The sequence below is a fragment of the Entomomonas sp. E7T21 genome, from assembly GCF_058693955.1.
Genome location: NZ_CP191672.1, coordinates 2,156,209 through 2,182,935, shown reverse-complemented (window position 1 = coordinate 2,182,935; position 26,727 = coordinate 2,156,209). Strand labels below are relative to the sequence as shown.

At 35.2% G+C, this 26,727-nt stretch carries 30 protein-coding genes; 28 read left to right on the top strand and 2 right to left on the bottom strand.

Annotated features, from left to right (window positions below; translation table 11 throughout):
• Positions 1–10: 10 nt before the first annotated feature.
• The 25 genes from ACQVD9_RS10460 to ACQVD9_RS10340 all read left to right on the top strand — a co-directional run bounded on the left by ACQVD9_RS10460 (position 11) and on the right by ACQVD9_RS10340 (position 20,204).
• A complete protein-coding gene (locus ACQVD9_RS10460; protein WP_201095327.1) occupies positions 11–316 on the top strand; it encodes a hypothetical protein in 306 nt (101 codons plus the stop codon).
• 82 nt (positions 317–398) lie between these two features.
• Positions 399–767, top strand: coding sequence for a hypothetical protein (locus tag ACQVD9_RS10455; protein ID WP_201095328.1), 369 nt, complete (start codon positions 399–401; stop codon positions 765–767).
• Positions 768–1,189: 422 nt separating this feature from the next.
• Entirely contained in the window at positions 1,190–1,792 is a 603-nt protein-coding gene (locus ACQVD9_RS10450) for a DUF3275 family protein (RefSeq protein WP_201095329.1), read from the top strand.
• Between the two features lie 89 nt (positions 1,793–1,881).
• On the top strand, positions 1,882–2,319 hold the full coding sequence (locus ACQVD9_RS10445; RefSeq protein WP_201095330.1) for a hypothetical protein: 438 nt from the start codon (positions 1,882–1,884) through the stop codon (positions 2,317–2,319).
• 93 nt (positions 2,320–2,412) lie between these two features.
• The gene (locus ACQVD9_RS10440; RefSeq protein ID WP_201095331.1) at positions 2,413–2,748 is read left to right on the top strand and encodes a hypothetical protein; all 336 of its coding nucleotides are present in this window, start codon (positions 2,413–2,415) and stop codon (positions 2,746–2,748) included.
• 82 nt (positions 2,749–2,830) lie between these two features.
• A complete protein-coding gene (locus tag ACQVD9_RS10435) occupies positions 2,831–3,190 on the top strand; it encodes a hypothetical protein (protein WP_201095332.1) in 360 nt (119 codons plus the stop codon).
• Between the two features lie 88 nt (positions 3,191–3,278).
• A complete protein-coding gene (locus tag ACQVD9_RS10430) occupies positions 3,279–3,953 on the top strand; it encodes a hypothetical protein (protein WP_201095333.1) in 675 nt (224 codons plus the stop codon).
• A 14-nt stretch (positions 3,954–3,967) separates the two neighbouring features.
• Positions 3,968–5,446 carry a DUF6094 domain-containing protein gene (locus tag ACQVD9_RS10425; protein WP_264745953.1) on the top strand — a complete coding sequence of 493 codons (1,479 nt, stop codon included), beginning with the start codon at positions 3,968–3,970 and terminating at the stop codon, positions 5,444–5,446.
• 96 nt (positions 5,447–5,542) lie between these two features.
• Positions 5,543–5,872 (top strand): hypothetical protein, encoded by a 330-nt coding sequence (locus tag ACQVD9_RS10420; RefSeq protein WP_264745952.1) that lies wholly within the window; start codon positions 5,543–5,545, stop codon positions 5,870–5,872.
• Positions 5,865–6,170, top strand: coding sequence for a hypothetical protein (locus ACQVD9_RS10415; protein WP_201095339.1), 306 nt, complete (start codon positions 5,865–5,867; stop codon positions 6,168–6,170). Before ACQVD9_RS10420 ends, ACQVD9_RS10415 begins: the two co-directional genes overlap by 8 nt.
• A gap of 74 nt (positions 6,171–6,244) precedes the next feature.
• Positions 6,245–6,565 carry a hypothetical protein gene (locus ACQVD9_RS10410; protein WP_201095340.1) on the top strand — a complete coding sequence of 107 codons (321 nt, stop codon included), beginning with the start codon at positions 6,245–6,247 and terminating at the stop codon, positions 6,563–6,565.
• On the top strand, positions 6,562–6,879 hold the full coding sequence (locus ACQVD9_RS10405; protein WP_201095341.1) for a hypothetical protein: 318 nt from the start codon (positions 6,562–6,564) through the stop codon (positions 6,877–6,879). The genes ACQVD9_RS10410 and ACQVD9_RS10405 overlap by 4 nt, the downstream gene beginning before the upstream one ends.
• An 88-nt stretch (positions 6,880–6,967) precedes the next feature.
• Complete coding sequence (locus ACQVD9_RS10400; protein ID WP_201095342.1) at positions 6,968–7,264, top strand: hypothetical protein; 297 nt, start codon at positions 6,968–6,970, stop codon at positions 7,262–7,264.
• Between the two features lie 83 nt (positions 7,265–7,347).
• Positions 7,348–9,690 (top strand): DEAD/DEAH box helicase, encoded by a 2,343-nt coding sequence (locus tag ACQVD9_RS10395; protein WP_201095343.1) that lies wholly within the window; start codon positions 7,348–7,350, stop codon positions 9,688–9,690.
• A 69-nt stretch (positions 9,691–9,759) separates the two neighbouring features.
• Positions 9,760–10,458 carry a hypothetical protein gene (locus ACQVD9_RS10390; RefSeq protein ID WP_201095344.1) on the top strand — a complete coding sequence of 233 codons (699 nt, stop codon included), beginning with the start codon at positions 9,760–9,762 and terminating at the stop codon, positions 10,456–10,458.
• Between the two features lie 85 nt (positions 10,459–10,543).
• Complete coding sequence (locus ACQVD9_RS10385) at positions 10,544–11,254, top strand: hypothetical protein (RefSeq protein ID WP_201095346.1); 711 nt, start codon at positions 10,544–10,546, stop codon at positions 11,252–11,254.
• An 85-nt stretch (positions 11,255–11,339) separates the two neighbouring features.
• Positions 11,340–12,035, top strand: coding sequence for a hypothetical protein (locus ACQVD9_RS10380; RefSeq protein ID WP_201095347.1), 696 nt, complete (start codon positions 11,340–11,342; stop codon positions 12,033–12,035).
• A 71-nt stretch (positions 12,036–12,106) separates the two neighbouring features.
• Entirely contained in the window at positions 12,107–12,799 is a 693-nt protein-coding gene (locus ACQVD9_RS10375; protein ID WP_201095348.1) for a hypothetical protein, read from the top strand.
• A 90-nt stretch (positions 12,800–12,889) separates the two neighbouring features.
• Positions 12,890–13,585, top strand: a complete 696-nt coding sequence (locus ACQVD9_RS10370; protein WP_201095349.1) for a hypothetical protein — start codon at positions 12,890–12,892, stop codon at positions 13,583–13,585.
• A 9-nt stretch (positions 13,586–13,594) separates the two neighbouring features.
• On the top strand, positions 13,595–14,005 hold the full coding sequence (locus tag ACQVD9_RS10365; protein ID WP_201095350.1) for a hypothetical protein: 411 nt from the start codon (positions 13,595–13,597) through the stop codon (positions 14,003–14,005).
• A gap of 178 nt (positions 14,006–14,183) precedes the next feature.
• Positions 14,184–14,873, top strand: a complete 690-nt coding sequence (locus ACQVD9_RS10360; protein ID WP_201095351.1) for an endonuclease — start codon at positions 14,184–14,186, stop codon at positions 14,871–14,873.
• 190 nt (positions 14,874–15,063) lie between these two features.
• The gene (tssI, locus tag ACQVD9_RS10355; protein ID WP_201095353.1) at positions 15,064–17,724 is read left to right on the top strand and encodes a type VI secretion system tip protein TssI/VgrG; all 2,661 of its coding nucleotides are present in this window, start codon (positions 15,064–15,066) and stop codon (positions 17,722–17,724) included.
• 10 nt (positions 17,725–17,734) lie between these two features.
• Positions 17,735–18,109 (top strand): hypothetical protein, encoded by a 375-nt coding sequence (locus ACQVD9_RS10350; RefSeq protein ID WP_201095355.1) that lies wholly within the window; start codon positions 17,735–17,737, stop codon positions 18,107–18,109.
• Between the two features lie 26 nt (positions 18,110–18,135).
• The gene (locus ACQVD9_RS10345) at positions 18,136–19,506 is read left to right on the top strand and encodes a hypothetical protein (protein WP_201095357.1); all 1,371 of its coding nucleotides are present in this window, start codon (positions 18,136–18,138) and stop codon (positions 19,504–19,506) included.
• 5 nt (positions 19,507–19,511) lie between these two features.
• Positions 19,512–20,204 (top strand): hypothetical protein, encoded by a 693-nt coding sequence (locus ACQVD9_RS10340; RefSeq protein WP_201095359.1) that lies wholly within the window; start codon positions 19,512–19,514, stop codon positions 20,202–20,204.
• 365 nt (positions 20,205–20,569) lie between these two features.
• Here ACQVD9_RS10340 and ACQVD9_RS10335 read toward each other — a convergent pair whose 3' ends face one another.
• Together ACQVD9_RS10335 and ACQVD9_RS10330 are read right to left on the bottom strand one after the other, a co-directional pair.
• Positions 20,570–21,832, bottom strand: coding sequence for a Y-family DNA polymerase (locus tag ACQVD9_RS10335; protein WP_201095361.1), 1,263 nt, complete (start codon positions 21,830–21,832; stop codon positions 20,570–20,572).
• Entirely contained in the window at positions 21,832–22,278 is a 447-nt protein-coding gene (locus tag ACQVD9_RS10330; protein ID WP_236254059.1) for a LexA family protein, read from the bottom strand. Before ACQVD9_RS10330 ends, ACQVD9_RS10335 begins: the two co-directional genes overlap by 1 nt.
• A gap of 285 nt (positions 22,279–22,563) precedes the next feature.
• Between ACQVD9_RS10330 and ACQVD9_RS10325 the strand changes: the two genes are divergently transcribed.
• The 3 genes from ACQVD9_RS10325 (at position 22,564) to ACQVD9_RS10315 (ending at position 26,484) form a co-directional block, all read left to right on the top strand.
• Complete coding sequence (locus ACQVD9_RS10325; protein WP_201095363.1) at positions 22,564–23,094, top strand: hypothetical protein; 531 nt, start codon at positions 22,564–22,566, stop codon at positions 23,092–23,094.
• A 386-nt stretch (positions 23,095–23,480) separates the two neighbouring features.
• Positions 23,481–25,466, top strand: coding sequence for a MobH family relaxase (gene mobH, locus ACQVD9_RS10320; RefSeq protein WP_201095365.1), 1,986 nt, complete (start codon positions 23,481–23,483; stop codon positions 25,464–25,466).
• Positions 25,467–25,500: 34 nt separating this feature from the next.
• Complete coding sequence (locus tag ACQVD9_RS10315) at positions 25,501–26,484, top strand: tyrosine-type recombinase/integrase (RefSeq protein WP_201095367.1); 984 nt, start codon at positions 25,501–25,503, stop codon at positions 26,482–26,484.
• Positions 26,485–26,727 lie beyond the last annotated feature (243 nt).

Sequence of the window (26,727 nt, the reverse complement as noted above, 5' to 3'; positions counted from 1 at the left end):
AGGAAATACCATGAAAGTAATTAATTCTATTTATCTTTTTATCAAACATTTATTGCTAAGTGTTTTTAGGACTAAAAAACGATTATTTAGTGATGAGGAGCGAGAAAGATTAGATGCTTCGTTTAGAAGGATTTGTGCTATCCAGTGTGAAATATTTGCAGATGAACCTAAATCTCAAATAAAAGGTAAAAAGTTTCTGGAGTGTTCAGAGGGTATTTTTATATTACCTGATAATTTTACAAAAGATGACTTTTTAGCAATGCAAGGACTAGTACAAGTTAAACCAGAGACAAAGCATAAAAAAGAAAATTGCTAATTTGCAATTACTTACCCATAAGGGAAATACTTTCCCTATGGGAGTGGTGTTTCCCTTTTATTTAATTAAATGGAGAAACACCATGAGAATTACCAGTAATGATGTACAAACATTAATGTTATTAGTAAAACGTTTCATGTTAGCACTAATGATGGGCGTTAAATATGTAGCAGTAGGAAATAGTGCTGCACTTAATGAAATAACTTTAGGTAGTGACCAGGTAGAGAAAAAGCCAACACCTTCTAAAAGGAGAGTAAGGCAATTTTCACCAGTGGTTATCAATCAAGATATTTATGATATACCTGCAATGGTAAGGCTTCATAAAGTTAAATTAGATAAGTGGCAAGAAGAAAATCTAAAACCTATTGCATTAGATAAAATCTTAAAAGAACATTATGAACAATTGACAGCCAAAGGTTTAAAACCAAGCAATCTATATTTGGATGTTTAAATTGTTATTAATTGTTATTCGATAGTAATCAAACCTATAGCCGATCATTTGATCGGCTTTTTTAATATTACTTGATGCAGCTTTAGCTCTTAAAGTTAACTTAAAGCTATTGACACAACTAGATATTTAGATAAGAATAAAGTTTCACAGCGTCATCGTTGATGACACTGCCCAGTGAGTCAAAGACCTTTGAGACTCAGTACAATTTGACTAGATTGTATGGTCTATCCGCAAAGTCGATAAAAGCGCACGGTAGCATCGACGGTTACTAATTTTAGTAATGTGTGCTTTATACATACAAATTCTATTACTGTTAACAGTGTTAACAGAAGATCAATTCACCCAATTGGGGAAATACATTTCCTCAATACTGGGACTCGTGTTTCTCCAATATCTATTTATTTTATTTATTGGAGTTAAATATGATTACTATCCCAGGTACACTTACCATTGTTACATTGGATGGACGTTTTGGTCCATTTAATACAGCAAAATTGACTACATCAATAGGCGAATTTGTTGTCAAAGACAAAGAACTTGACCAGTACAAAGCAGGCAAGTATCAAGGCCAATTTGTGATAGATAAGATTCAACCTTCACATTACTGTTATGGTAATCGTTTTGTCGTTGAGTGTCGTGCTTATTTAAATAGCTTCGAACTTAATGAAAATGATGACTTAACACCTGAAGAAGAAGCTGCTTTTTCTACGAATGCACAAGATCCGTTAGAAGAAGAAAAGCCATTTACTTCAGATTCCTCTAAAAAATATTCAAAAGCAGCACCTAAACCTGCTAAGAATAAAGCAAATTCTAAACAAACTAATGACTCTACAGCAGAAGCTGCAACAGATAAATCATCTGATGATGAAAAGCTGTTTGGTTTACTATGGCCACTTGGTAATAGTATAAAACTAGATTCAACTTGTGATCGTGAAACAATGCGTATGCAGAAGGCACGATTAGAAGAACTTGGTTATGAATTTGATTTTCGTACACAACTTTGGAATTTAATTACCGCATTCTAATTCTAAACCACTTCACACTATTAATCCCGTCAGGGTAACTCCCTGGCACGAGCACGGGATTACGCTGACCAAACGATGAGGAAACAAGCATGGGATGGTTATACTGCGAACATTCAAAACAGTCTTTAGTAGAAAGATTAACTAAACCTTGGGAAGATAACGATTGTTCAGTACATACAATTAAACATTGTATTCGTAAAGAACGAGGAGAAATCATCTTGTGGACAGTTAATGAGTATACCTTTAAAAAAGATAATGATTTTTATGGAAATCGACAAGTTGGTGATAAGGCCAAAGTGATTCATTGCATTATTATTTCTCAACATCCAGATTATTCATCTGGTTGGAACAGTTGGGGGTACAATGCGATGAGTGAATCAGCAGGTCCTTATTATTATCGTTGTCCCATGAGCTATTTAAGACTTGCTGATGCAGGTATTGATAGCAAATGGCGAGAAGAAGTAAAAAATTATCACCAAAGACTACGAAACAAACAAAAATTTATCATGCAGTTAATTCAAAAGTAGACTGCTATATAAATTAACTTCACCTTACTGAAGGGTAGCTATAAATCCTTCAGGAAATATATCTGCCCTTTATATTTCTAAAGGAAATTAATAATGGGCGTAATGTTATTATTTGAAAAAACACCTTATGCTTCAGTTGAAACAGTTGGAGATTTCTATAGTCGAGCAATGCTACATTGGTTAAACAAAAATGTTTGTTTAGTCGATGCTGCTGTAGATGTAGAGCTTCATAAAGGACATATACATCATTTAGTAAATGACCTTAATCGACTGACTACTGAAAATCGTGATCAGATTTTTCCTCTATCTTGGGGAGAAAATGAAGAAGATTATTGGAAGTATGTGGCAGAGGTAAAAACTTGGGCAGAAAAAATACTAAAAGAGTTTGATTTTAGCAGTAATAAACTCAGTTTTTCTGCCTCTTGGTAATCTACATTAAAACTTAACTAACCCTCTAGGGGCATTTGCCTCTAGGTAAATGCTTTTAGATTTATTCATAGGAGTATTTACAATGGGTTTAGATATAACAATGAGCTATAGGCCAAAGTCAGATTATGCAGAGCTGACAACATTTGGATATAACAACCCGTTATTTGCATGGGTTGAAAAGCACATTATAGAAGAAATAGATATTGATACAGAGGTCTTAATTACTCTAGAAAATCTCCAAAAGTTAAGAGATACATTGGAACAACTTAATGAGACTAATTGTCAGGAGCTATTTCCTGTCGATGATGACTTATATTATGGTGTTCAAGAGTATAACCAAGACTATTGGAATTGTGTAGCTGAATTAAAGCGATGGGTAACAGATACCTTAAGCACATTTGATTTTGAAAAAAATGATCTTTTATTAACTGCTTGGTGGTAAAACACAAAGCTAATACACCCCTAGGGGCATTTAATGCCCTAGGCGTTGATGCTCCTTTTATTTAATGAATAATTAATTGGAGCAGATTATGTATACAACAAATGCAGTCAGAAAAGAGGAGAATACTACTTCTCTTGAAAAACACATGCACAGGTTAGAAGAAATACCTGACTTAATGTGTGATGCTTGTGTGGTAGATAAATACAACAACTTAGTCTTCTTATCAGTATGGGGACGTGATACAGCACTACAAGAGCTCTATTCACGAATTACTCTTGCTAAAAAAGACAAAGAATTTGGATTGGAATACCTAACCTTTAAAATACAGGGTGTACGTACACGGGTTTATGTTGGCAATGTTAAAGAGCTAACAAAACGATCCACTAGAACGTATAAACAAACCAAGTTTGGCACCTTATTACATACATGGATATTTGATAAGAGTTGTATCAAGCCTGACAAAGCTAATCATACTGCAACAGTACTTCTTGAAGGAGAAATACCAATAGAAGAATTTGCTCAGTATCATTGGTCAGTCATCAAAGATATATGCCCGTTACCTTTGTTAGATCATTGGCGATCAGAAATCACACCATTATTGATTGATCATAAAATGTGTGAAGATCTGAAAACCTTTTTTGGACAAGTGGGAGGAGTACGTCTAATACTAGATATACCCAAGCTCGAAGAATCAATGGGAGATCTTATCCTACGTGATAGATTAACCACATATCCAACACACCATACTGGCTTACAGCATTAATAAGGAGGCTAGATATGGCATTAATATTTCCAAGAGTCGCAGCAAACTTTGCGAGAAATGGTTATTATCCAACAGATGAACCTACTATTGAGCGTATTCTAAATGCGATAGCTGCCAAAGACCCAAACCAACGTATCAGGATCATTGATCCGACAGCAGGTGAGGGGGTAGCAATAGCTGAAGTAGCGCATCATTTAGGACGTGAAAATGTTGAAGCTTATGCTGTGGAATATAACCGTGAACGTGCTGATCATGCCAGTACCTTAGTAGACCACTGCTTACGCAGTGATCTGATGGATACAGTTATCAGCAACACAAGTTTTGGATTCTTATTTTTAAATCCGCCTTATGGTGATATGGCCCCTGGTTACAACGGAGCTATTTATGACCAAAGTAAAGGGCGTAAACGATTAGAAAAACTGTTTTATCAAAAAAGCTTTCCGATGCTTCAGTATGGTGGAATATTGACCTTCATTATTCCCTATAACCAACTGGATGACGAACTAAGCACATGGCTTTGTAACCACTTCTCACAACTGAGAATTTATGAAGCAGTCGATAAGCAGTTTAAACAAGTAGTGATTCTAGGTGTTCGCACTAAAAAATCCGATCTTGATTTAGCTGATCGTAAAAAAATGCTAGGTGTATTCAAAGCAATATACCTAGGAGAAATGAAAGCAGAAGAACTACCTCAAGATTGGCCTTATGATCCTTATCTTGTACCTAGTAGTAAAGCTGAACTACAAAACTTTTATCAAATAACTATGGACCCTGCTGAACTAGCAAGAGAAATAGCTAATTTAAAAGGATTGTGGCCAGAATTTAATCTGCACATGAAATACAAACAAAGTGTTCCAAGAGCACCTGTGACCAAACCTAGAGACTGGCATATTGCAATGGCTCTATCCGCAGGTGAGATCTCAGGCCCGATTCATTCATCTGAAACAGGCCAAACACTGATAGTAAAAGGTGATACCCATAAAGAAAAGGTAGAACACACTGAGTGGAAAACCGAGCAAGATGGCAGCAAAACATTTATCAGAACATTGATAGATAAGTTTGTACCTGTTATCAAAGCATGGGATATGACCGATGGTTCACCCTATAAGGGCAAAATCATCACTATCACTACAGTAAAAGATCCAGAGCCAGAACAAAACGTTAATAACGATGGAGTAGATCTATCTAGTTTTTTATTTCCAATAGGTAGATTGCTAATGACCAGAGGTATTGATGATCTAGTTCAACAAGGCCTTGATTTATTGCCCTATGTTACAAGGCATGGTCAAGGTGATTGGGGTGATGGTTATGAATCTGATAACAAACAAAATGATCGAGCAGTTAAGGCGATGGTTGATGGACACCTTTATGAACGTGTCATGTCAGTTTATATCATTGATCCTGAAAATGACTTGAAAATTTGGATTATTACCGAATGGCATGGTGATGATGATGGGCATATAACCACAGTGTTATTGCCTTCAGAATACTAGCTATTTATAAAACCAACCTGTTAGAGGGTATGAAAATACCCTCAAGGTATTTCATACCTTTTTTTATGAATTTTTAATGAAATGAGAGGTATGAACATGACTATTCCAACAGAATGCTGTAACAGCATACATTTAACTAATGCTATCGAGATTGATGGAAAAGTATCACTTATTGATATATTTCTTAATGGTGTTGTACGTGTCCGTGTTACAAATGAAGCGGGCTACGGAAAGCAACTAAGGGTGACTTTTAACAGTGAGCAATCAATGAAATTTGCATTAAAGCATACTCATTGGGCACGCAAACCAGCAGAAGTAAATACCATAGCAGCAGACATCCATGAGAAAGGTATTCGAGTTAAGAGGACTTTCTATAGAGACTTTGATCTTCTATCCAGTTTATCGGAGGGATCGAAGGATGTCTGATAGTAGCCAAGCCACAGCACAGCAATTGCAGTTTACTGGTTGTGATAATGGCTTTTTAAAAAATGAAAAGATCACTATAGAAGGAGTGATCAATTTAACATTCAGTGAGTTTAGGGGATGCTGTGCAGTTTCAATAATGTTTGAGTCAGCAGAAGCCTGTTTTATGGCAAATGAAAAATTGTCATGGCGATATGCAGATCCAACGTATGCTCCTAATACTTTAAATGGCACATATGAAAGACAAAAAGGTTTTGTTATTCAAGGCTGTTATTTTAAAAGTATGAACTATGATGAGTGATATAAATTAAAACTAACCTATAGGGTATGTAATTACCCTTGGGTACATTCATACCCATTTTTTAGGAGTATGTAATGTGTACTAATGATAAAAGATTAATTATTGCCTTATCCAATGGACATGACCTAGATGGAGAGCTTGTTGTAGACGAATGTGTACTTAAGGGTGTTAAACATATTTCATTTAACTATATGTTTGATACAGACAGTACCATAACAGTGCAATTTGATTCTGAAGAATCCTTTCAAGAGGCCTTAAAGCTGACTGATTGGAGGTTGTCTTTGAATCATAATCACAGTCTAGGTATTAATTGTGCTGAAGGTGGGGTAAGAATAGCTAATATTGTTTATGAAAAAATAGATGTATTACTTGATACTCAAGGAGCTACATCATGATTGTTTTTAAGCAAAGCAATAAAAAACTAAAACCTTATCGTTTAAGGTTTTATGGTTGTCAGGATAAACATGATCAGGATAAAGAAATTATTATTGAAGGTGTTATAAGACACTTATCTTATGTGGATTATAAAAACCACTATATCAATGTTAGTTTCCTTAATCTAGATTGGTATCTATTAGGACTTGAAGTATTAAGTTTTAATCCTTTAAGTTCTGATGCGCTGCCTAATACATTAGTTGGCATATTTGATCGTAGAAAAGGTGGTTATTTTATTAAAGGCCAATATTTTAAGTATTTGGAGCAAAAATAACGACAGCTGATCATTAAGCTACAACTTAAACCTACAGGGTATGAAAGTACCCAAGGGTTAATTCATACCCTTTTAACAGGAGTATGAAATGCAAATAAGTCTTTTTAGTGGTTATTTTCCTCCAGAGGACGATGACGAAGAACAACTAAAAGAAGGGCCAGTAGTTAAAAATATCGTAAAAATGGATTACATGATTACGGTAGGTTTAGCAGTTTGGTTTAGTAATTTAACCGATCTTGAAATTGCATCTCAACAAACAGGGTGGCCTAGAGATAGCGAAGAACTTTGTTTAATCGTGCAAGAATTCTATGATCAAATTGTTATTAAAGACAGAGAAACAGACGAAGTAACTTATTACGAACGTCTTTTTATACACGAAAATTAATTTAAATCCCACAGGGTATGAACAATACCCTATGGGAGTACTGTGTTCATACCTTGTTTTTCTTATTTTTTGGAGAAACAACAATGAACACAGCAATACAAAACATACCAGGTAAGGGACTAGTACAAGATTTAAGCGTATTTATTAATACGTTTAAAGGGCAGTTACTAGACTCACTAGGACAATCTAATCCACCTGTGTACACACCTGAAAAAGCCAATCCTATTCGTCAAGCGATTATGGATAACCTTATTCGTCAGCCATTCCCTGCCCAAGCAGAGATAGTGCAAGCAGTTTGTGCACTGTTAATAGACAGCAACGAACCTGCGGCTATTATCAATGCAGAAATGGGGACTGGTAAGACAATGATGGCTATTGCGATTGCAGCGGTATTATTTGCTGAAGGCTATAAACGATCACTGGTTATATCACCACCCCATTTAGTTTATAAATGGCGACGTGAAATACTAGAAACAGTACCTCATGCCAAAGTATGGGTATTGAATGGTCCAGATACATTAGCAAAGCTTCTACAAGCGAGAGAGGCTTTAAAGGTAAAAAGTGAAGATGTACCAGAATTTTACATTCTAGGTCGTGTCAGAATGCGTATGGGCTACCATTGGAAACCTGTATGTAAAAATGGACGATTTGTAGAGCGTTATCTGGATGAAGATTCACAAAAGACCTTTACAAAAATAAGACCAGCAGCCTGTTGCCCAGACTGTTTTAGTCACATCATTAATCCAAAATCAGAACAACCTTACACACCTGAAGAGTTTTGTGAGATCAAAAATCAACAACAGTGTGAAAGTTGTGGTAGTAAGCTTTGGACATTAATGAATGGTAAAAAAGTTGAGCATAAGCAAGCTGACTCAGAAGCTGAAGAAATCGAGCAACAAGATTTTCGGAAGCAACTGGTTAAAGAAATGTGCAAAATCCCTACGATTGGTACTGCAACAGCTAACAAACTTATTAATACGTTTGGAACTGATTTTATTGCAGAAATGCTCGTAGACAATGTACATAACTTTATTAACTTAATGGATGAAAAAGGTGACTTAATCTTTAATGATAGCCAAGCAGTCCGTATGGAGCGAGCTTTAGGGAAAATAGAGTTTAGTTTTGGGCAAGGTGGATACCAAGCTTCAGAATTTATTAAACGCTATCTACCTCAAGACTACTTTCATCTACTGATCGTGGACGAAGGGCATGAGTACAAAAATGAAGGATCTGCACAAGGTCAAGCTATGGGAGTACTGGCTAGTAAAGTAAAAAAAATACTGTTACTGACAGGTACACTCATGGGAGGCTATGCATCAGATCTCTTTTACTTATTGTTCAGAGTTATTACGAGCAGAATGATTGAAGATGGGTACAAACCCAATGAGCGAGGTAGTTTAGCTACTGCCTCAACAGCATTCCAACGTGATCATGGCATATTAAAAGACATCTTTACTGAAAAACAAGGGGAAAGCCACAAGACAGCTAAGGGCAATAAAATGGTCCATAGAACGTCAAAGGCTCCTGGTTTTGGTCCTAAAGGTATTTTACGGTATGTACTACCTTTCACCGTTTTCTTGAAATTAAAGGAAATAGGGGGAGATATACTGCCAGAATATACCGAGGAGTTTGTTGAAGTAGATATGACAGACGAACAACAAGACGCTTATAGCTACCTTGTTGGTACCTTAACTACCTTACTAAAAAAAGCATTAGCACGTGGGGATACCTCACTGCTAGGCGTAGTACTTAATACCTTACTAGCATGGCCTGATTGTTGTTTTAGAGAAGAAACAGTAACGCATCCTAGGGATACAAACGATGATGGTACACCTAAAGTATTGGCAAAAGTAGAAAGCCTATTTACGCCAGTGAACATCATGCCCAAAGAAGCAGAACTGATTCGAATTTGCCGAGAGGAAAAAGCGAATAATCGAAGAGTCCTTGTGTACTCAACCTACACACAGACTAGAGATACAACGCATAGACTCAAGACTATTCTAGAACGAGAAGGTTTTAAGGTAGGTGTCTTAAAATGTAAGCCAGAGGAACGTGAAGACTGGATTTTGGCACGTGTAGAGGAGGGCATTGATGTACTTATCTGCAATCCAGAACAAGTTAAGACAGGCCTCGATTTACTGGACTTTCCTACTATTGTTTACATGCAAACAGGATTTAATGTTTACACCATGATGCAAGCAAGCAGAAGATCTTGGCGGATCGGGCAAACACAAGTTGTTAGAGTAATATTTTTAGGTTATAGGGATACGACACAGATAAACTGTTTAGAACTTATGGCCAAAAAAATAGCGGTTACCCAAAGTACATCGGGCGACATACCAGACAGCGGTTTAGATTGCTTAAATCCAGATAGTGAGTCAGTAGAAATGGCATTAGCTAAACAGCTACTGGCAAAAGCTGCTTAATAAAACAACTTACCCACTAGGGAGAAACTTCCCTGGTGGAAGTTTCTCCTTATTACTAGGAGAAAATACATGTTAGATCTACCAAACACTGTGTATAACAGTGATTATACTAAGTTAGCCTATTTAATTGCACAAAGCTTAGCTGATCTGCGTTATTCATTGCCCAATGATGATCAACTTCTCAGTGTAATTAAAAATTGTGATAGCTCAGTTGAAGTAGCACATGCTATTAACAAATACTACGTGTCACTACTAAATGAAGCATTGCTTAAAAGTGCAGGAACAGGTAAAGCTGCTGTTGCAACGCTATTAAATGTTCAATACTGGAAGCATGACGGAGATCCAAGTGGAGATCGTTGTAGTATCCATTTTTTACAGTACATGTTTGAAAATCCAACGAGAGAAGATATAAAAACATTCTGTAAATACATGGATTATTACATTTTAAACCTTCACTTAGGTGGTTTTAATGGTCATACAACCTTTTCAGTGACATTACCTCAAAAAGCTCTTAATCAGCTAACAGAGGAAAAACTGGATAGGTATATGTGTCCATTAATGTTTCGTAGTGGTGAAATAAATAGTCAGCCTACCATTACAGGCTATCTATTAGATGTTGGCCTTATGCGGCAACATGATACTGAAACTAAAAATCACTTTGGCTTTGTTCAAAGAACATTCGATGTGATTAAGGACTACAACCGATTTATTCTACATGCAGAAGATTTTTTACCTGATTATTTGATAATTAATCTAGCTGAAGAATAAAAAACTTTAACCAACACCCATTGGGGATATTCCCCAGTGGAGTATCTCCAAGTTTATTACTAATTAACTAATGGAGATTATAAAAATGGCAATTTTTAATAGTGGTCAAATACTTGTAAGGTATGGTGGTACGAGCCTAGCTAGTTACTTATATGAGTTTGTTTGTAAGATTGAGCGTAAATGTAAGGCCTATAGAGTTCCTACAATGACGGATCTTTTGAATGAAGTAGTTGAGCATTCAAGGGATGAAATATCTTTAGCCCATAACATCAATCAATACATGATGGAACAAGCGGTTAAAGTTATTTACAGAAGTATTAATCGTGATTGTAGAGATATTATAGAGCAACAGTTACAGGTTAATAAAAAATTTGATGCAACAAATCCTGAATTTGATAATTGTGAGTTTGTTTTTTTACATCATCGGGTTCTAGGAACAAATGTAGAGTTATTAATAGAGCTTCAGAAGTATATTGAAGAATATGCAAAGAATCTTGTTAGTAACGGTATTCAAGCAAATGTGACTTTTTCACTCACCGTTCCACAACTGGTATTAGATAAGTTAAATAAGGGAGCTGTAAGTAAATATTTAGATCAGGTAACTAATCCGAATATTGAAAACAAAACTATTCCTAATACCTATTTATTACGGTTGGGAGAGATGAGGCGAAAAAAAACACGAGAGCAGGGTGTTTATTGTTACCTTAAAGCAGCAGATATACTTTGGGCACATAATGATAGTTATTGTGATGTCCCAGATGAAAATCCTGATTTTATAGTGTTAACAGTAAAGTAATGTTGTTCAATTAATTTTATACACCCATTGGGGAGATATTCCCCAATGGGGAGTATCTCCATTTTTTATTATTTTGGAGATTAATATGTCAAAAACAATAGCAAGAATTGTTGCTTTAGGTTATTCAGAACTAGCTAATGATCTATATGATTTTGTAAAAAGTCGGGGGCAATTACCTGATGAAGAAACAGTCCTACAGATACTTAAGGGTAGTACTGATTTTAATGAAATAGGTAATCAGCTAAATCACGTATTCTTAGAATGTACCAGAGAAGCCTTATTAAATGCGGTGTCTCAGGAAAACAGAGAAAAAGTACGTGCCATGCTACTAATACGGGAAGATCTACACGAAGATTCTACTCAAGATCAGTTTGAAATTAGATTTTTAGATAGAACTTTAGGCTATGTAGATACTGCTGTATTAGATGATTTCTATTTTTCATTACAAAGGTATGAGCGAGATTATCTAGCTAATAACCTTACAAGAAAAGTAACGTTTTCATTGGAGGCTCCTAATCAGTTGATTGATTCATTGTTAGCAATAGAGGGATTAAATACCTTTCTATATCAAACAGCAGTTGAACCAACGGATAACAGAGAACATGAAACTTACATTTTGCACCAAGGACTTATCAGGCAGTTATGGAGGTCACAGGAAGTTAGCTTTGAAAAGCTGTCACAGCTTCATAGCTTAATACGTCCCTATATGGGGAGATTAAGAGAGAATTCTGTTACACATCCTTTTAATGCTGAATTTATTGTGATCAATGTAAAGGCTTAATAAACCTTAAATAACCCATTGGGGATACGTCCCCAATGGGGAGTATCTCTAAATTTATTTTGGAGATAAAAATGTTAAAAGCAATGGAAACTATAGTGGCAACTGGCTATTCGAAATTAGCTGAAGAACTATATTACTTTGTGAAAAGTCTAGGGAAACTCCCTGATGGAAATGTAGTACTACGTATTTTAAACAGTGGTACTAGCATGAGTGATATAGGTAATAAGCTTAATTATCTTTTTTTGGAGGCTACAAAAGAGGCACTACTCAGTGGTGTATCTGATGAAAATCGAGAGAAGATAACTAAATTGCTAACATTAACCATTAATTTACAGGAAAACTCTAGGAAAGATAGCTTTCAAATTGGTTTTATGGGAACAATCGTAAGCCATGCAGATAGTGAAAGACTAGTAGAACTATATTACGCAATTAATAGATATGAAAAAGAGTTTTTAATTGCTGATTTAGAACCACAAGTATCATTCTCATTAGAGGCTTCTCAACAATTGATAGAGAAGTTGTTGGCAATAGATGGACTAGATAGTTATCTATTACAAACAACAGCAAAGCCTTGCGATAAGCAGGAGTTTGCTACTTATATTTTACAAACAGGACTTATTTATAAACTTTATCGTCAACGCAAGAATACTTACCTAATACGCCAAGTTAAAGCTGTCTTTAACAAGTATTATCGTAAGAGCCATTGGAGATTAGCTCACTTTAGTAAAGCTAATTTCTATGTGATTAACGTAAAAGAGAACTAAGTTCTTAAACACAACCCACTGGGGAAGCATTATTCCCTAGTGGGAATAGTGTTTCTCCAAATTAACTATTATTTATTTGGAGATTTTACTATGAGTCGTGTCATCGTGGCATTAACAGAAACTGGCTATTCACCTATTGCAGATAGTCTTTATGAGTATATTCAACTTCATGTAGATATGTTACCTGAAGAAGATGAAGTTATAGCGTTATTTAAAGAAAATGCAGGTAATTTATCAGAATATGGTCACAAGCTAAATAGATTGTTTATAGAGCGTGTACAACATATTTTATTAAGTGGGGTATTTTCACCTAATAAAGAACAGGCTAAAAAATTACTAAGAGTTGAGGAAATTTTCTGTGAGGAAGATTCCAGTAAAGATAGTTTTAAAATTAGCTTTGCTGGAATAACTTATCAAGATCCGACTACTGAAGAATTAGAAGCTCTTGATAAAATCATTGTAAATTATAGCCATACTTACTTACAGGGCAATGTAGAAGTAGCTAATACTTATACCTTATCAGTTCCTGCGGAAGTAGTGACTAAAATAAAAGAAATTGATACCGATGGTATTTGTGAGCAGATAGTTGATTACAGCTGTGGCGTATCCAGTACTCATATTATTGAGACAGGGTATCTACGAGAAAGTGGTGAAACATTAGGTCATCAGGCCCTTGAGTACTATGACGCTATTTGGAAAATAATCAGTGATTATATTCCAAACTTTATGGAGATTAAGGGGCATAAGCCTGATTTTTTAGTTCTTTATGTATCCTATGCAGATTAGGGGGTATTTATGAAAAATAAACTCTACTTTACACTGTGTCAACTAGAGGGTGCTCATATTGCACAAAATATCTATCCATTTTTGGTAGATTCAGGTCTTATTCCTGATGTTGAAGATACATTAGAGTTAATGTTTGATGCTTATTCAAGTGTTGAAGGTAAAATGACTACTGATGAAATGGCAGCATTTATGAATGTAGACCTAAGAGAAAGACTAAAAACATACATTGAATGTCATTTAGTCCAAGTGGAGAACAGAGAAAAATTGAGGGAGGCATTAGTTTATGATGAATACACTAATGTTAAAAATCCTAGTCAAGATCTGTTTTGTATATTTTTTCAAGGTAAAGGTTATAGTCCAACGGTTGAAAACATTGAAGCATTATGTAGAGCAATCAATGAGTTTGAACAAGCAATATAACTATTAACCATCTTTAAACATTTAACTTCTCCTATATACATAGAGATTTTATGATGAATGTCAGGAATTTTGATTTACTTATATCATATTTAAGAGAATACCATACTTTATCCAGTATCATATTCTATAGAGTATGATGCTTTTAAATTACTCTATTAAGGTGAAAATAAACTAAACTATGAGGTTAATTACTTTAATACTTGTACCTTTAGCCGCTCAAGCACAGCCAAGTACTTTCTTTGAAGCAAAGCAACTAACTAATCAAATCTACTTTGATAACAATACCGAACTTTACTGTGGATGTACCTACAATAAACATAAACAAATCGATTTAAATAGTTGTGGCTACAAAATTCGTAAGAATACCCAACGTAATCGTGCTGAAAGAGTAGAGTGGGAGCATGTAGTACCTGCGGCAGTGATAGGAAAACAACGTCAATGTTGGCAGAAAGGCAAACGTAAATATTGCCAAAATAATGATCCTGAGTTTGCTAAAATCGAAGCAGATCTGCACAACCTTATTCCTGTGATCGGAGAAGTGAATGCTGATCGTCAAGACTTCATGTTTGGATGGCTACCTGGTCAACCTTCTAAATATGGTCAATGTCAAACCATCATAGACTTTAAAAAACGTAAAATAATGCCTAGACAAGAAGTAAGGGGTATTGTGGCCAGAATTAGTCTCTATATGTATGATCGTTATCATTTACGATTATCAACACAAGATAAACAACTTTTTCAAGCATGGAACAAAGCTTATCCTGTTACTCACTGGGAAAAAACTAGAAATCAACGTACTGCTTGTATTATGGGATGGGGCAATAACTATATTTCAACAGTTGATTTAACTAAATGCCAAACAAAATAAATTAAAAAAATAATATGAGTTTTATGACGTACTAGAATAATTAAAAGTCGTTATGTAATTTAAATAAATTCTATAAAATGTATGGTTAATTATCATTAATGGTGCTGTTAATGCAGTAGGGGGATGATAATTATATGAGGAATTACATACCTATGTACAAGTGATAACATAGGTTCGAAGGAGTAACGAATTGTTTTATAATGCTAGTGAAACTCATTTTCAATTATTTTGGGACGACTCTTCTGCACAAAATAATCAACTATCAATAGCTGAAGAACAACCTAAAACAGCAATAGATAAATTACAAATATTATCTTTTCAAGGAGTCGAAGGTATATCAACACCTTATGCTTTTGAAATAACCTTAATTAACAAACATATCCGTTTTGATATTACTCAACTCCTAAGTAAATCAGTCTTTATAAGTTTTACTCCTGAAGGCACATCTGGTAATGGTACGCATGGAATTGTACAGAGTGTTAAAAGAGGGCCTATAAGCCAACACTATACAACCTTCTCTATTATCATTACACCACGTTTTACTAACCTAATGCGTAGAGTTAATCAACGCAAATTTGTTCAAAAAACTACCCCTGATATTATAAAAACCATCTTAGAAGAACATGGTCTGATGGAAGGAGCTAACACTGGCTTTGAATACAAATTCAAAGAAAGCTATCCAGTCAGAGATTTTTGTGTTCAATACGATGAATCTGACTACCATTTTGTGTCGCGCCTTTGCCAAGAAGAAGGTATTGCATATTACTTTCAACATGAAAGTAATGGTCATAAAATGATTTTTACTGATGCCATGCCATTCTTTCCAAGCATAGCAGAAGCAGTTAAATACATGAGTGATACAGGCATGGTTGCAGACCAACAAGCCTTAAAATACTTTGATGTATCACTTGCTTCAAAAACTCAAACAGCAGCATGGCGTGACTACAACTTTACCAACATGAAAATCCCTGAAGGGGCTAGTCAAGGTAAACAAAGCCAAAAAGGTAACGAAGCCACAGAACCAAACTTAGAACACTACGACTATCCAAGTTCAGGTATGGACAAAGCCAGAAATGAACAACTGGCTAAAATACAAATTGAACGTCTCAGAGCTAACCACCTAACAGGTGATGGATATTCAGACATTCCAGATCTACACAGTGGTTATTACATCACTATCGAGGGACATCCTAGCCTAGATACAATGGATGCTGACAAACCTTGGCTAATTACCCAAATAAAACATAAAGGCTATCAACCACAAGTTTTAGAAGCCTTTGCAGGAACAGCTAGTGCAGCCAGTACCACTATACCTAGTCAACTGCATAAATATCTTGATATAGATACCCAGTTAGAATTTTCAGTAAATGACCAACAACAAGGTTATTTCAACGTATTCAACGCCATTCCACAAGATGTGCCCTACAGACCTGCTTTAAGACATCCAAAACCCAAAGTACTAGGTTCGCAAACAGCCATTGTAACAGGCGCAGCAGGTGAAGAAATCTACTGTGATGAGTATGGACGAATCAAAGTTCAATTTCACTGGGACAGAGAAGGTACATACGATGAAAATAGCTCCTACTGGATCAGAGTAGCAAGTAACTGGGCGCATGATGGCTATGGTACAGTTGTTATACCTAGAGTAGGTATGGAAGTGATGGTAGATTTTCTGGAAGGAGATCCTGATCACCCCATAATTTCTGGAGCAATCCATAATGGCGTTAACAAAGTCCCTTATGACCTACCTGCTAATAAAACTCGATCAGTATTTAAAACAAGCTCATCCAAAGGTGGTGTAGGCTCTAATGAACTAAGAATAGAAGACAAAGCAGGGCAAGAACAAATCTTTGTACAAGCACAGAAAGATTATGATCAACTCACTAAAAATAATCATACCGTACAAGTTAACAACAACAGCCACCTACAAGTACAAAACGAACACTCAGAAACCATAGTAAAAAACAGATACACCAAAAATAAAGCTGAAGAACATCATTTAACAGAGCTAGATCGAAAGACTCAAATAATGATGAACGACTACAAAGATGTAGCTATAGCAGAACATACCACAGTAGGTACAGTAAAAACTACAGAAGCAGGGATGGAAATTAATCTAAAAGCTGGAATGCAATGTATTATTGATGGTGGCTTATCCCTAACCTTAAAAGCAGGTGGTCAACATATCGTACTAAACCCCGCAGGGATATGGATGACAATGCCAGTATGGACTGGTGGTGTACCAATGGAAGGAACACCTGCTATACCAGTTCCACCATTAGCCAAAGAAAATGCAGTGGCACCGACAGTAGCTCCACCCATTATCTATAAAAATGGTTTTAAGCAAATAGCAGAAAAACAACAAGGAATCTATAGAGGAACGCTTACGCTTATCGACAACAAGCAAACCCCCATAACTGACAAATACTACAAAATAGTCACTGACCAAGGTACTGTTTTAGCTGAAGGTTTTACTGATCAGCAAGGTAAAAGTATAGAAGTAGCAACTAATGAAGGACCAGGGGCTAAAGTATATATAGGTCAAGGTGGTTGGACATTCTCAGAACAAGTGCTGCTAGCTGACAGAAATGAATGTTCAGGGTGTAGTAGTGAAGACACTCAATACAGAGGGCAACTAAACCTCGTAGACAAAAATCAAAATCCTATAGCAGATGCTTATTACAAGATAGTAGGTAGTAATGGCGAAGTATTAGCTGAAGGAATAACAAACGAACAAGGTCAAAGTGAAGAAGTTGTATCCTATACTGACTCTGAAGCAAAACTTTATTTAGGTCAAGGTGGTTGGGTACTAACAGAACAAGTAACTATTGAAGAAGAGTGCTGTTGCTAAGGAGTAAAAAATGACAGATCACAGCCAACATAACCACAGAGCGACTGCACGAATACAATTTATGGGACAGTTCGAACCGATAGTAGGAATAGGTTATCGCTTTAAATATTCTTCTGAAGAGCCTATAGAGGGTAAAACAGATGATGCAGGATATACCAAAACCTTAATAGCTGATAACAACATAATAAATGCGAATGACGAATCAATGAGCTATATCAAAATGGATTCAGACACTATGCCTATCACACTTGAAGTACAACGTGATGATGGATCTTGGAAAGAAATAGGTGATTTTCAACTAGAAGCTGATAAAGAAAAAACCATTACAGCACAAATAGAAACCATTGTTTTACCTTTTAAACTAGAACTTGTAAAAGGTCTATAAGGCTAATGGAAAAGGAATTGTAGAGCATGACAACTACCGTAGCAGAAGCACCTCAAAAAACAACAGTTGGAGCGAAAGTAATAAGCAATACCAAAGGCGATAATTTGGTACAGTTTGATGTGACTTATTATATTAAATTCAATGTATATCTGGGAGGAATGATCCTTTCAGCGGGGAACTCATTACCCTATATTTGGGTATGTTCAGATAGCCCTAATAGTGGAACATGGACTGTAGCTAAAACAGGAACGACCAATGGAGGGGTGACTTTACCAGTAAGTAATACAGGGCAATATCGTCTATATATAAGAGAACCCCAAACATCCGATAAAGTGGGGGGCAAATTTACAATTCCTTTTCATGCATCTAGGTACGTTAGTTTACCTGCTAGAGCAGTACAGCCTCTATATGCAATTGATGTAACTGATGCAGCTGACGGTCTGGAAATTAAACCATTATTTCCTATTGAATATCCTTCTAGGCCGACAACAGGGGCAACTCAGAAAGTCTATCCAAAATTAGGTGCAAAAAAAGCACTAAATAATAAACATACATTAAAAGCTCCATTGAATATGGGGGATTACAAAATAACTTATCAACTATGGGCTGATGCAAGTCAAGCTTATGGAATACTTAACTCTTATATTGCAAAAGCTAAATATAGTGATGCTTTAAAAATTTTATACAATGGTATTTTCTTGCCTGAAGTAGTGAATAAGCAAGAAACAAAAAATGGTTGTGTTTTATTATTTAAAGATGGAAATATAGAGCGAAAATTGATCTTTCAAGACAATTCTACACAAAATGCTAGAGGATATAAATCATTTGCTAGTGATAAAACAATGGCAGCAGAAGAGGCTATTAGAAGAACTCACCCATCCGTATTTGATTACTGGCTTAAAGTGATGAGTGATTTTAATATGGTATCAGCAACAGTTAGTAGTGCTTGGCGACCTGCTATTGGATCTATATATCATCGTTACTCATTGGGGTTAGATATTAATAAATTTACTGCTAAAGTACTAAACCCTACTACTAAAAAAACTGAAGAAGTTAATGTATCCTTAACACGAGAAACTGGAAATAATGGTGCCACATGGTCACCCGTAAAAGTTAGTGAATTAACATCAAAAACTAGCATGGCTAAAACACTAACTACAAAATTATATGTTTATCTAGCTCAAGATAGAATATCTTCTACTAGAGAAATAAAGATTGAAGCTTTAGAAATGAATTTTAGTTTTTTAGGTATGCCTAAATTAGGATGGCTAGGTGCTCCTTGGGCAATGACATATACAGACCTTGGAATCAACTACAAAAGTGCAAAACCTGCAATAGCAACTAATTATGACCATCGTCATCATCTTCATCTAACCATTAAAGATGATTTGGAATAACTATTATGAAATTTATAAAATGGCCTGTTTTTATATTAATATTACTATTGAATAATGTTATACATGCTAATGCCTATAACCCTGAGTGTGAAACCTCTAGGGTTAATTGTGATACACCATTGCCTTCTCCACCAAAATCTTCTTTAAAAATGACAAAAGAAGATATCAACAGGCCTCTTAAAATATCACGTGTAACGAAATGGGATATAAGAGCCATAGTTGCTATCGGAGCAGGGGTATTTGAATTTGATCAACAAGCAAATGTAATTAATAGCAACGGAGAGCCTATGACAGGTTATCTTGTTGAATTCTTAAATGAAGATAATAAACCTTTATGGAAAGGGAATGATAAAGTTTATTATTGGTATCGACCAGAAAGAGATACTGGTGACAATTTTAATGATCAAAGTTTATTAACAGCAGGAGATGGTATTTTTATTGATGCAGGTAATAGAATATGTCCTGCCAAATGGATAGCTGAAGAATATACAGCTTTTGAAATTGATTACGCAGAGTATTATTTAGATGGTAACTGTACAAAGGCTACAAGAAAGAAAATTGGAAAAAACACATTCTGGATATACCCAATAAATGAAGAGCAAGACTCTTTTTATTGGTCCATTCAACAGATTAAAGATCCTATAAAACCAATGTATGATGCAGATGGAGATTGTTTACTGTATTGTGATAAATTGTGAAGTATAAAATCTTACTAAGACCATTACAGAGTATTTTGCATATAAGAGCATAAGCAGTTTTTGTTAAGTCATAAAAGGAACAAAGAAGGTGCAATTATTAAGTTTCATACTGCTTACTCTAATGGATAAGTTTAAGCCAACTCCAAAACTAAATGTCAGCATGCGGCCTAAAATAAAGCCAAAACCTCGTAGAAGAACCAATAAATTAGGTATTTTTCTGGTTCTAACAATCTTCTTGTCAGTGCTTGGAGTGCTAGCATTAGGAGTTAAATTCGTTGTTAAAAAAATTAAAAACAGAAATAAAAAACGAATAGAGCAACAGACAACAGAGTAAGGAAAAGATAATACTACCTATTTTTTAAGAGTTAAACTTTAACAACGGGTAGTTCATTCCATCTGGTTGTAAAACGCTTACTGAGAAAGTTTCGTTTTATACTTGTGTTAGCACTAGCTTTAGTACAACCCACTTGTATAGTACCTCTTCCCATCTTACTATTAATCTTATCAATGGTACCCATCAGTTTATCACGACTTTGTTTCTCAACTGGTTGTGAAGAATTAAATAAGTCTAATTGCATACGATCTTTATCTATGAGATCCAGTAACATAATACCTGTTTTCATAAATAAATAGTTCTTACGATAAATAGCTTTTAATCCTTCTTTAGCGGTATTAGCAATTACACTGGTATCATCAGTAGGAAAGGGTAAAGGAATAACAATAGAAGGATTGTATTGTGGGTGACTTTCTTGAAAGCGATTTGTTTTCAGAAAAACCATTACAGCTTGTGCAACAGAGTTTTGTTTTCTTAACTTTTCAGCACCTCTATTAACATGTAATCTAATGGCTTGACTCAAATAATAAAGATTACTTGTAGTATGTGACAAACTTCTTGAAGTCATTATATTCTTTTTGGGAGTCTCAAAATCATCTAACTCAATACAAGAAACTCCACGTAACTCAAGAATAGTACGTTCCAAAAGTACTGAAAAATGCTTTCTAATATACTTTAAATCGGCCTCTCGCAACTGCCAAGCAGTTTCTATTCCCAATGATAATAATTTAGTAGCGATTCTACTGCCAACACCCCATATCTCTGAAGTAGGTAATTCCTTTAATAGATCATCTAATAATGTATCATCGGCATTTAAAAGACAGACTCCCTCATATTCAGGATTCTTTTTTGCTACATGATTGGCTAGCTTCGCGAGGGTTTTACTGGATGATAGACCAATACTAACGGGTATACCTGTATTACGTTTAATGATCTTTCTTAAATGCTTACAATAATCAACAGGATTGGCATAAGCTAATAAATGAATAAAAGCTTCATCTATTGAATAAATTTCCAAATCTGAAACTTCCTCATTAATCGTGTTAAATACCCTTCGGCTCATATCTCCATAAAGCTCATAATTAGAACTAAGTAAAGTGATATGTTTACGAATATCAGGAGATATTTTAAAAGCAGGCATTCCCATAGGCACAAGAGGCTTAATCTCATTAGAACGAGCTATGACACAGCCATCATTGTTGGAAAGAATACCTATGGGTTTACCTTCAAGTTTTGGGTTAAATACACGTTCACAAGAAGCATAAAAGTTATTGCAATCAATAAGACCAATCACTAACTTCTACCTCTTAAAGAATGAATAGTATGTATGACGACACCCCATACATGAACATCTTTATCCTCTAAAGGAATAGTAGGGTATTCAGGATTGCCAGAAACCAAACAAAGTGAATTAGGCATATAAGCTAAACGTTTACAGGTTAACTCACCATCAATAGCTACAATTAAAATATCACCAACTTTGGCTTCAAGAGAACGATCAACGACTAGTAAATCACCATCAAATATTCCATACTCAATCATAGAATCACCTGCTGCTCGAATGTAGTAGGTAGCACTAGGATGTGGAATTAAATGTTCTGTAAGATCAAGTTTAGTTTCTAAGTAGTCATCAGCAGGTGAGGGAAAACCAGCTCTAACGGGGTTATTAACAAGCGGTAGGTAACGTTCAACGACCTCACGGACACCGCCAAGTACAACAGCACGGGTTATTCTGTCCAAGAGAAAATCTCCAAAAAAATTAATACAATACAAAGTCCGTAGGCCAAAATCCCTAGGCATCATGCTCATTATTTTTGGAAATGAATGCGATAAATAGAGTTATCAAAGAGGATAAAACAAAAATCATAACTGAATGATATAGCTATAAATTTATGTTAGTCAATAAGAATTATACGACTTTGGTCTAATATCAGCATTTTATGCACTGAAAAATAAAATATAATGTAATTATTGCGAATATGTATTTAGGTAAGGTTTTTAGATAGATTACATTAAGGAAAAGAAATGACAATACAACAGACTGTTACTAAAGAGACATATGATTTTCTAAAAAAGTTTGAAAGCAATTTCTGTTCTCTTCCTAATGAAGAACTGCTATCTATTAATAGTTTTAGTCTTTTATGGATGCTCTTTGAAAATAGACTACTAAATAAATCTGCTTCAGCCCAAAAAATTATTGATAAAGTTAATGAATTGAAAAAAGATAATAAGTTATCTAGTATATTTTGGATGCCACATCTTAATTATTTTCAAAATAGATACATTTCAAATGATGGTACAAATTATTTATTTGATGATCTGTATTTTCGTAAACCTGATAAAAAAGAACTAGTTAAAGCTGTTTTGTTGGGGGAAACAAATGAACCTGAAGAAACGCTTGCTGCAATATTGATAATTGTTTTACGTTTACGAAATAACCTGTTTCATGGAGAGAAATGGTCATATGGAATTAGAGATCAACAAGATAATTTTAAACAAAGTATTGATCTATTAATATCCTGTTTAACAAGGTTTATTTATGAGAAAGATTTGTGAGATAAATCCTTTTCTTAATTCAACTAAAGACATGCGCTCCAAGTATTCTTAATACATTATCTGCGTCATTAATATGTTTTTTCCTATAATTATGCTTTAAAAAAATAACACATCTTTCAATAAGCATTTATTGGTAATAATAAATCTCAAGATTATAAAATTAGTATTACATTAGTTGAAAAAAAGAACACAGTTAAATGGAAATGAGTAATTTCTATTTAACTATATTCCTACGAGGGTAAAAGGCGTAAAAAGGTCAAAAGGCTTCTAAAAGGCTAAAGGGAAGGGTAATTAAGGGGTAAGGGGCTTACCCTAAAAAGGCTTAAGGACTAATTAAAAGGCCAAAGGGAATATCCTCCACCTCGCTGCGCTCGTCGGAGAAATACATGCTCATTAAACTACGAACACTACTTGGGTTGGTGGATAAAAAGACCATACCCAGTGAAGTTAAACATAACTTGCAACAGGGTTATTTACAGCCATTATCGGCAAAAGAACTACTGCAAACAGACCTAAGACAAGCGATATTAAGTCATATATGGCAGCATACCTCCTTATCTAAAGAAAACTTCTACACCATCTATCTACTGCCTATAGAACGCTATGCTCAACTGGTACAACAATTCCCTGCCTCTGAAAGCCACCACCATGCCTATTTAGGTGGAATGCTAGATCATGGTTTAGAACTGATCGCCAATGCCCTAAGATTGCGTCAAAGCTACTTATTACCACCTGGAGCACCACCAGAAGACCAAGCTGTCCAAGCCGATGCTTGGACAGCAGCTATCGCCTATGGAGGACTACTCCACGATATAGGTAAAATTGCTGTCGATATACATGTACAGCTACAAGATGGAACACACTGGCATCCTTGGATGGAACCAATCAAACAACCCTATCGCTTTAAATACATCAAAGGACGCGACTACCATCTACATGATGCAGCAGCAGGGCTACTCTACAACAAAATCATTGCACCAGAAATAATGAACTGGTTATCCAACTATCCAGAACTGTGGAGCAACCTACTTAACTTACTAGCAGGGCGTTATGAACAGGCAGGTGTGTTGGGTGAAATTGTTAACAAAGCGGACAAAATCTCTACTGCTAAAAATATTGGAGCTAATCCTGACAAAGCTATCCAAGCTCCTAACAACTCACTTCAGAAAAAACTGATTACAGCCTTACAACACTTGATTAAAAATGAATTGATCATCAACAAAACACCAGGTGATGCATGGTTAACCAACACAGGCTTGTGGTTAATGAGCAAAACAGTAGCTGACAAAGTAAGAGCCTACCTACTAAGCAATGGATTTGAAGGCATTCCTAGCAACAACACCAAACTATTTGACGAACTACAATCCTTTGGCATTATCCAAGCCACAGAAGAGGAAAAAGCTATATGGAAAGCCACTGTGAGCGATCAATCAAACAACTGGCAACAAGAATTCTCTCTGATCAGAATATTGCCTACCTTAATCTGGAACAATACAGAACAAACACCTTCAGTATTTGATGGAACTATTGCTTTTAGTGAAGATAAACCAACCAAAACAACCAATGAACCAGAAATAAACCTATTGGCTGAACCAACTGTTAAGCAAACAAATTTAGACACGGGTCAAGAACATAATCTAATCAATAATACTGATAACACAGTCAACCTATTAGAAGATACGCCAAGCAATATACTTACTCAGTCACCTGTCAAAGAAACCAAAAACTTTGAACTTAATACTGAAGATGATACAGATAACATACTTGCGCTATTTAATGATGATATAACCCCAGAAAGATCAGAAATAAATGATGAAATCAATAATACAGAATGTAAAGAAGTAGTAAATAAAAATAAACAATCGTTTGAAATAACAGAAAAAATAGACAACCCAGAAAAATCACAACCAGCCTTTATTATCAATGCACAGCAAGAACTTTCACCCAAAGAAATAGGTAAACACTTTGTAAATTGGCTTCAATTTAAAATTGAACATCATAAACTACCTATCAATGACAGCAACGCCAAACTACACATAATCGAACAACAGCTCCTCATAGTTTCACCAGGTATCTTTCAGCGATTTACTCACGAACACCCTGAAATAGAACAACTTAAAGCAAAATCGATCAAACTGGAAACATGGCGTTGGGTACAAAGAGGGTTTGAACAACAAAAACTCCATAAAAAACGACCCGATGAACTCAATATATGGCAATGCGAAGTCAAAGGGCCACGTAAAAAGGGCAAAATCATTCAAGGCTATTTATTAAATTCAGAATCGTTTTACAAAGAATTTATACCTCATGACAACCCCTTTTTAACCTTAAAAACTGAAACAGAGACACAGCAAGATAACTTAAGCAATTAATGTGCTATATGATTAAACATCAGGAAATTAGATAATGGTACCCGTTATATATACCTGCCAAGAACTACTTGAAGAATTTTTATTCTCCCGAATTATTCGAAAAGATACAGTCAGCAGCTATCGTAAAGCTATCAACAAACTACAAACACTCCTTAATGAACACCAAGGAATGGATATCCATAGCATTGAGCCTAAACTACTACTTACATGGCGAAGAAAAGAACTTAACCGAGGATTAGCCTATGTGAGTTGGAACACCTATATTAGGCACCTAAAAGCCATCTTCAACTACGGTATAGAACACAACCTACTCCATTATCCTAAAAACCCCTTCTTAGAACTCACTGTTCCAGTACCTAAAAAAAAGAAAAAAACCATTACTGAATTTTCAATCGTACTGGCTAGAGAATATTTAGAAGAGACTCAAGCAAAGGATCAACAAGGGCAACCTGTTGGCAAACTACATCCTGTATGGTTTTGGCGAACAGTCTTTGAAACTTTCTATTATACAGGTATTAGACGTAACCAACTCATTCATTTGAGACTCAGAGACGTAGACCTAAGAAACCAATTAATTAACATACGATTCGAAGGCTCAAAGACTCATCGAGAATACCAAGTACCTATCTGCGATAGCTTATTGCCTTGGCTAGAAAATATTATCCAAATAGCTGTTCGCAAAGGGTTTAACAAAGATGACCAACTCTTTAATGTTAACCGCTATACCTTAAAAGCTAGAAAAAACCTAACCAAAGAAATGACCTTAGACAGAGTATCTAATGTCTTTCAATCCCTTTCCATAGAACTCAGCAGCAGAATCACCCCACATCGTTTCAGACATACACTAGGAACAGACCTGATGAAAGACCCTGATCGTAATCTGCATTTAGTCAAAGATTTGATGGGGCATACTAACCTAAAAACCACCTTAGAATATATAGAAACGGATATTAGCTCCATCAAGCAAATATTAGATACTCGTAACACATTGAAAGGACGAAAATTTAGTCAGGTTTAATTGCTTGTAATACTAATAGCTAATATATTTTAGATAAATATTCTTATATTTTAAAAAGTTTTTTAAATTAATGCGGAAATAACTCATACTATCATGAGTCTAACTCATTATAGTACTCTATTCAAAATTTAATAAAACTCTATAAAACACAATATGTAGTAATATTTATTTATATTTCCTCAATATGGTGTGTTTAAAATAAATAATTAATAAATGGTTATTAGTCTCATACCTCATCTGAGA

Coding starts and splice junctions, on each gene's coding strand:
- ACQVD9_RS10460 (WP_201095327.1), top strand. CDS start 11: ATGAAAGTAATTAATTCTATTTATCTTTTTATCAAACATTTATTGCTA.
- ACQVD9_RS10455 (WP_201095328.1), top strand. CDS start 399: ATGAGAATTACCAGTAATGATGTACAAACATTAATGTTATTAGTAAAA.
- ACQVD9_RS10450 (WP_201095329.1), top strand. CDS start 1,190: ATGATTACTATCCCAGGTACACTTACCATTGTTACATTGGATGGACGT.
- ACQVD9_RS10445 (WP_201095330.1), top strand. CDS start 1,882: ATGGGATGGTTATACTGCGAACATTCAAAACAGTCTTTAGTAGAAAGA.
- ACQVD9_RS10440 (WP_201095331.1), top strand. CDS start 2,413: ATGGGCGTAATGTTATTATTTGAAAAAACACCTTATGCTTCAGTTGAA.
- ACQVD9_RS10435 (WP_201095332.1), top strand. CDS start 2,831: ATGGGTTTAGATATAACAATGAGCTATAGGCCAAAGTCAGATTATGCA.
- ACQVD9_RS10430 (WP_201095333.1), top strand. CDS start 3,279: ATGTATACAACAAATGCAGTCAGAAAAGAGGAGAATACTACTTCTCTT.
- ACQVD9_RS10425 (WP_264745953.1), top strand. CDS start 3,968: ATGGCATTAATATTTCCAAGAGTCGCAGCAAACTTTGCGAGAAATGGT.
- ACQVD9_RS10420 (WP_264745952.1), top strand. CDS start 5,543: ATGACTATTCCAACAGAATGCTGTAACAGCATACATTTAACTAATGCT.
- ACQVD9_RS10415 (WP_201095339.1), top strand. CDS start 5,865: ATGTCTGATAGTAGCCAAGCCACAGCACAGCAATTGCAGTTTACTGGT.
- ACQVD9_RS10410 (WP_201095340.1), top strand. CDS start 6,245: ATGTGTACTAATGATAAAAGATTAATTATTGCCTTATCCAATGGACAT.
- ACQVD9_RS10405 (WP_201095341.1), top strand. CDS start 6,562: ATGATTGTTTTTAAGCAAAGCAATAAAAAACTAAAACCTTATCGTTTA.
- ACQVD9_RS10400 (WP_201095342.1), top strand. CDS start 6,968: ATGCAAATAAGTCTTTTTAGTGGTTATTTTCCTCCAGAGGACGATGAC.
- ACQVD9_RS10395 (WP_201095343.1), top strand. CDS start 7,348: ATGAACACAGCAATACAAAACATACCAGGTAAGGGACTAGTACAAGAT.
- ACQVD9_RS10390 (WP_201095344.1), top strand. CDS start 9,760: ATGTTAGATCTACCAAACACTGTGTATAACAGTGATTATACTAAGTTA.
- ACQVD9_RS10385 (WP_201095346.1), top strand. CDS start 10,544: ATGGCAATTTTTAATAGTGGTCAAATACTTGTAAGGTATGGTGGTACG.
- ACQVD9_RS10380 (WP_201095347.1), top strand. CDS start 11,340: ATGTCAAAAACAATAGCAAGAATTGTTGCTTTAGGTTATTCAGAACTA.
- ACQVD9_RS10375 (WP_201095348.1), top strand. CDS start 12,107: ATGTTAAAAGCAATGGAAACTATAGTGGCAACTGGCTATTCGAAATTA.
- ACQVD9_RS10370 (WP_201095349.1), top strand. CDS start 12,890: ATGAGTCGTGTCATCGTGGCATTAACAGAAACTGGCTATTCACCTATT.
- ACQVD9_RS10365 (WP_201095350.1), top strand. CDS start 13,595: ATGAAAAATAAACTCTACTTTACACTGTGTCAACTAGAGGGTGCTCAT.
- ACQVD9_RS10360 (WP_201095351.1), top strand. CDS start 14,184: ATGAGGTTAATTACTTTAATACTTGTACCTTTAGCCGCTCAAGCACAG.
- ACQVD9_RS10350 (WP_201095355.1), top strand. CDS start 17,735: ATGACAGATCACAGCCAACATAACCACAGAGCGACTGCACGAATACAA.
- ACQVD9_RS10345 (WP_201095357.1), top strand. CDS start 18,136: ATGACAACTACCGTAGCAGAAGCACCTCAAAAAACAACAGTTGGAGCG.
- ACQVD9_RS10340 (WP_201095359.1), top strand. CDS start 19,512: ATGAAATTTATAAAATGGCCTGTTTTTATATTAATATTACTATTGAAT.
- ACQVD9_RS10325 (WP_201095363.1), top strand. CDS start 22,564: ATGACAATACAACAGACTGTTACTAAAGAGACATATGATTTTCTAAAA.
- mobH (WP_201095365.1), top strand. CDS start 23,481: ATGCTCATTAAACTACGAACACTACTTGGGTTGGTGGATAAAAAGACC.
- ACQVD9_RS10315 (WP_201095367.1), top strand. CDS start 25,501: ATGGTACCCGTTATATATACCTGCCAAGAACTACTTGAAGAATTTTTA.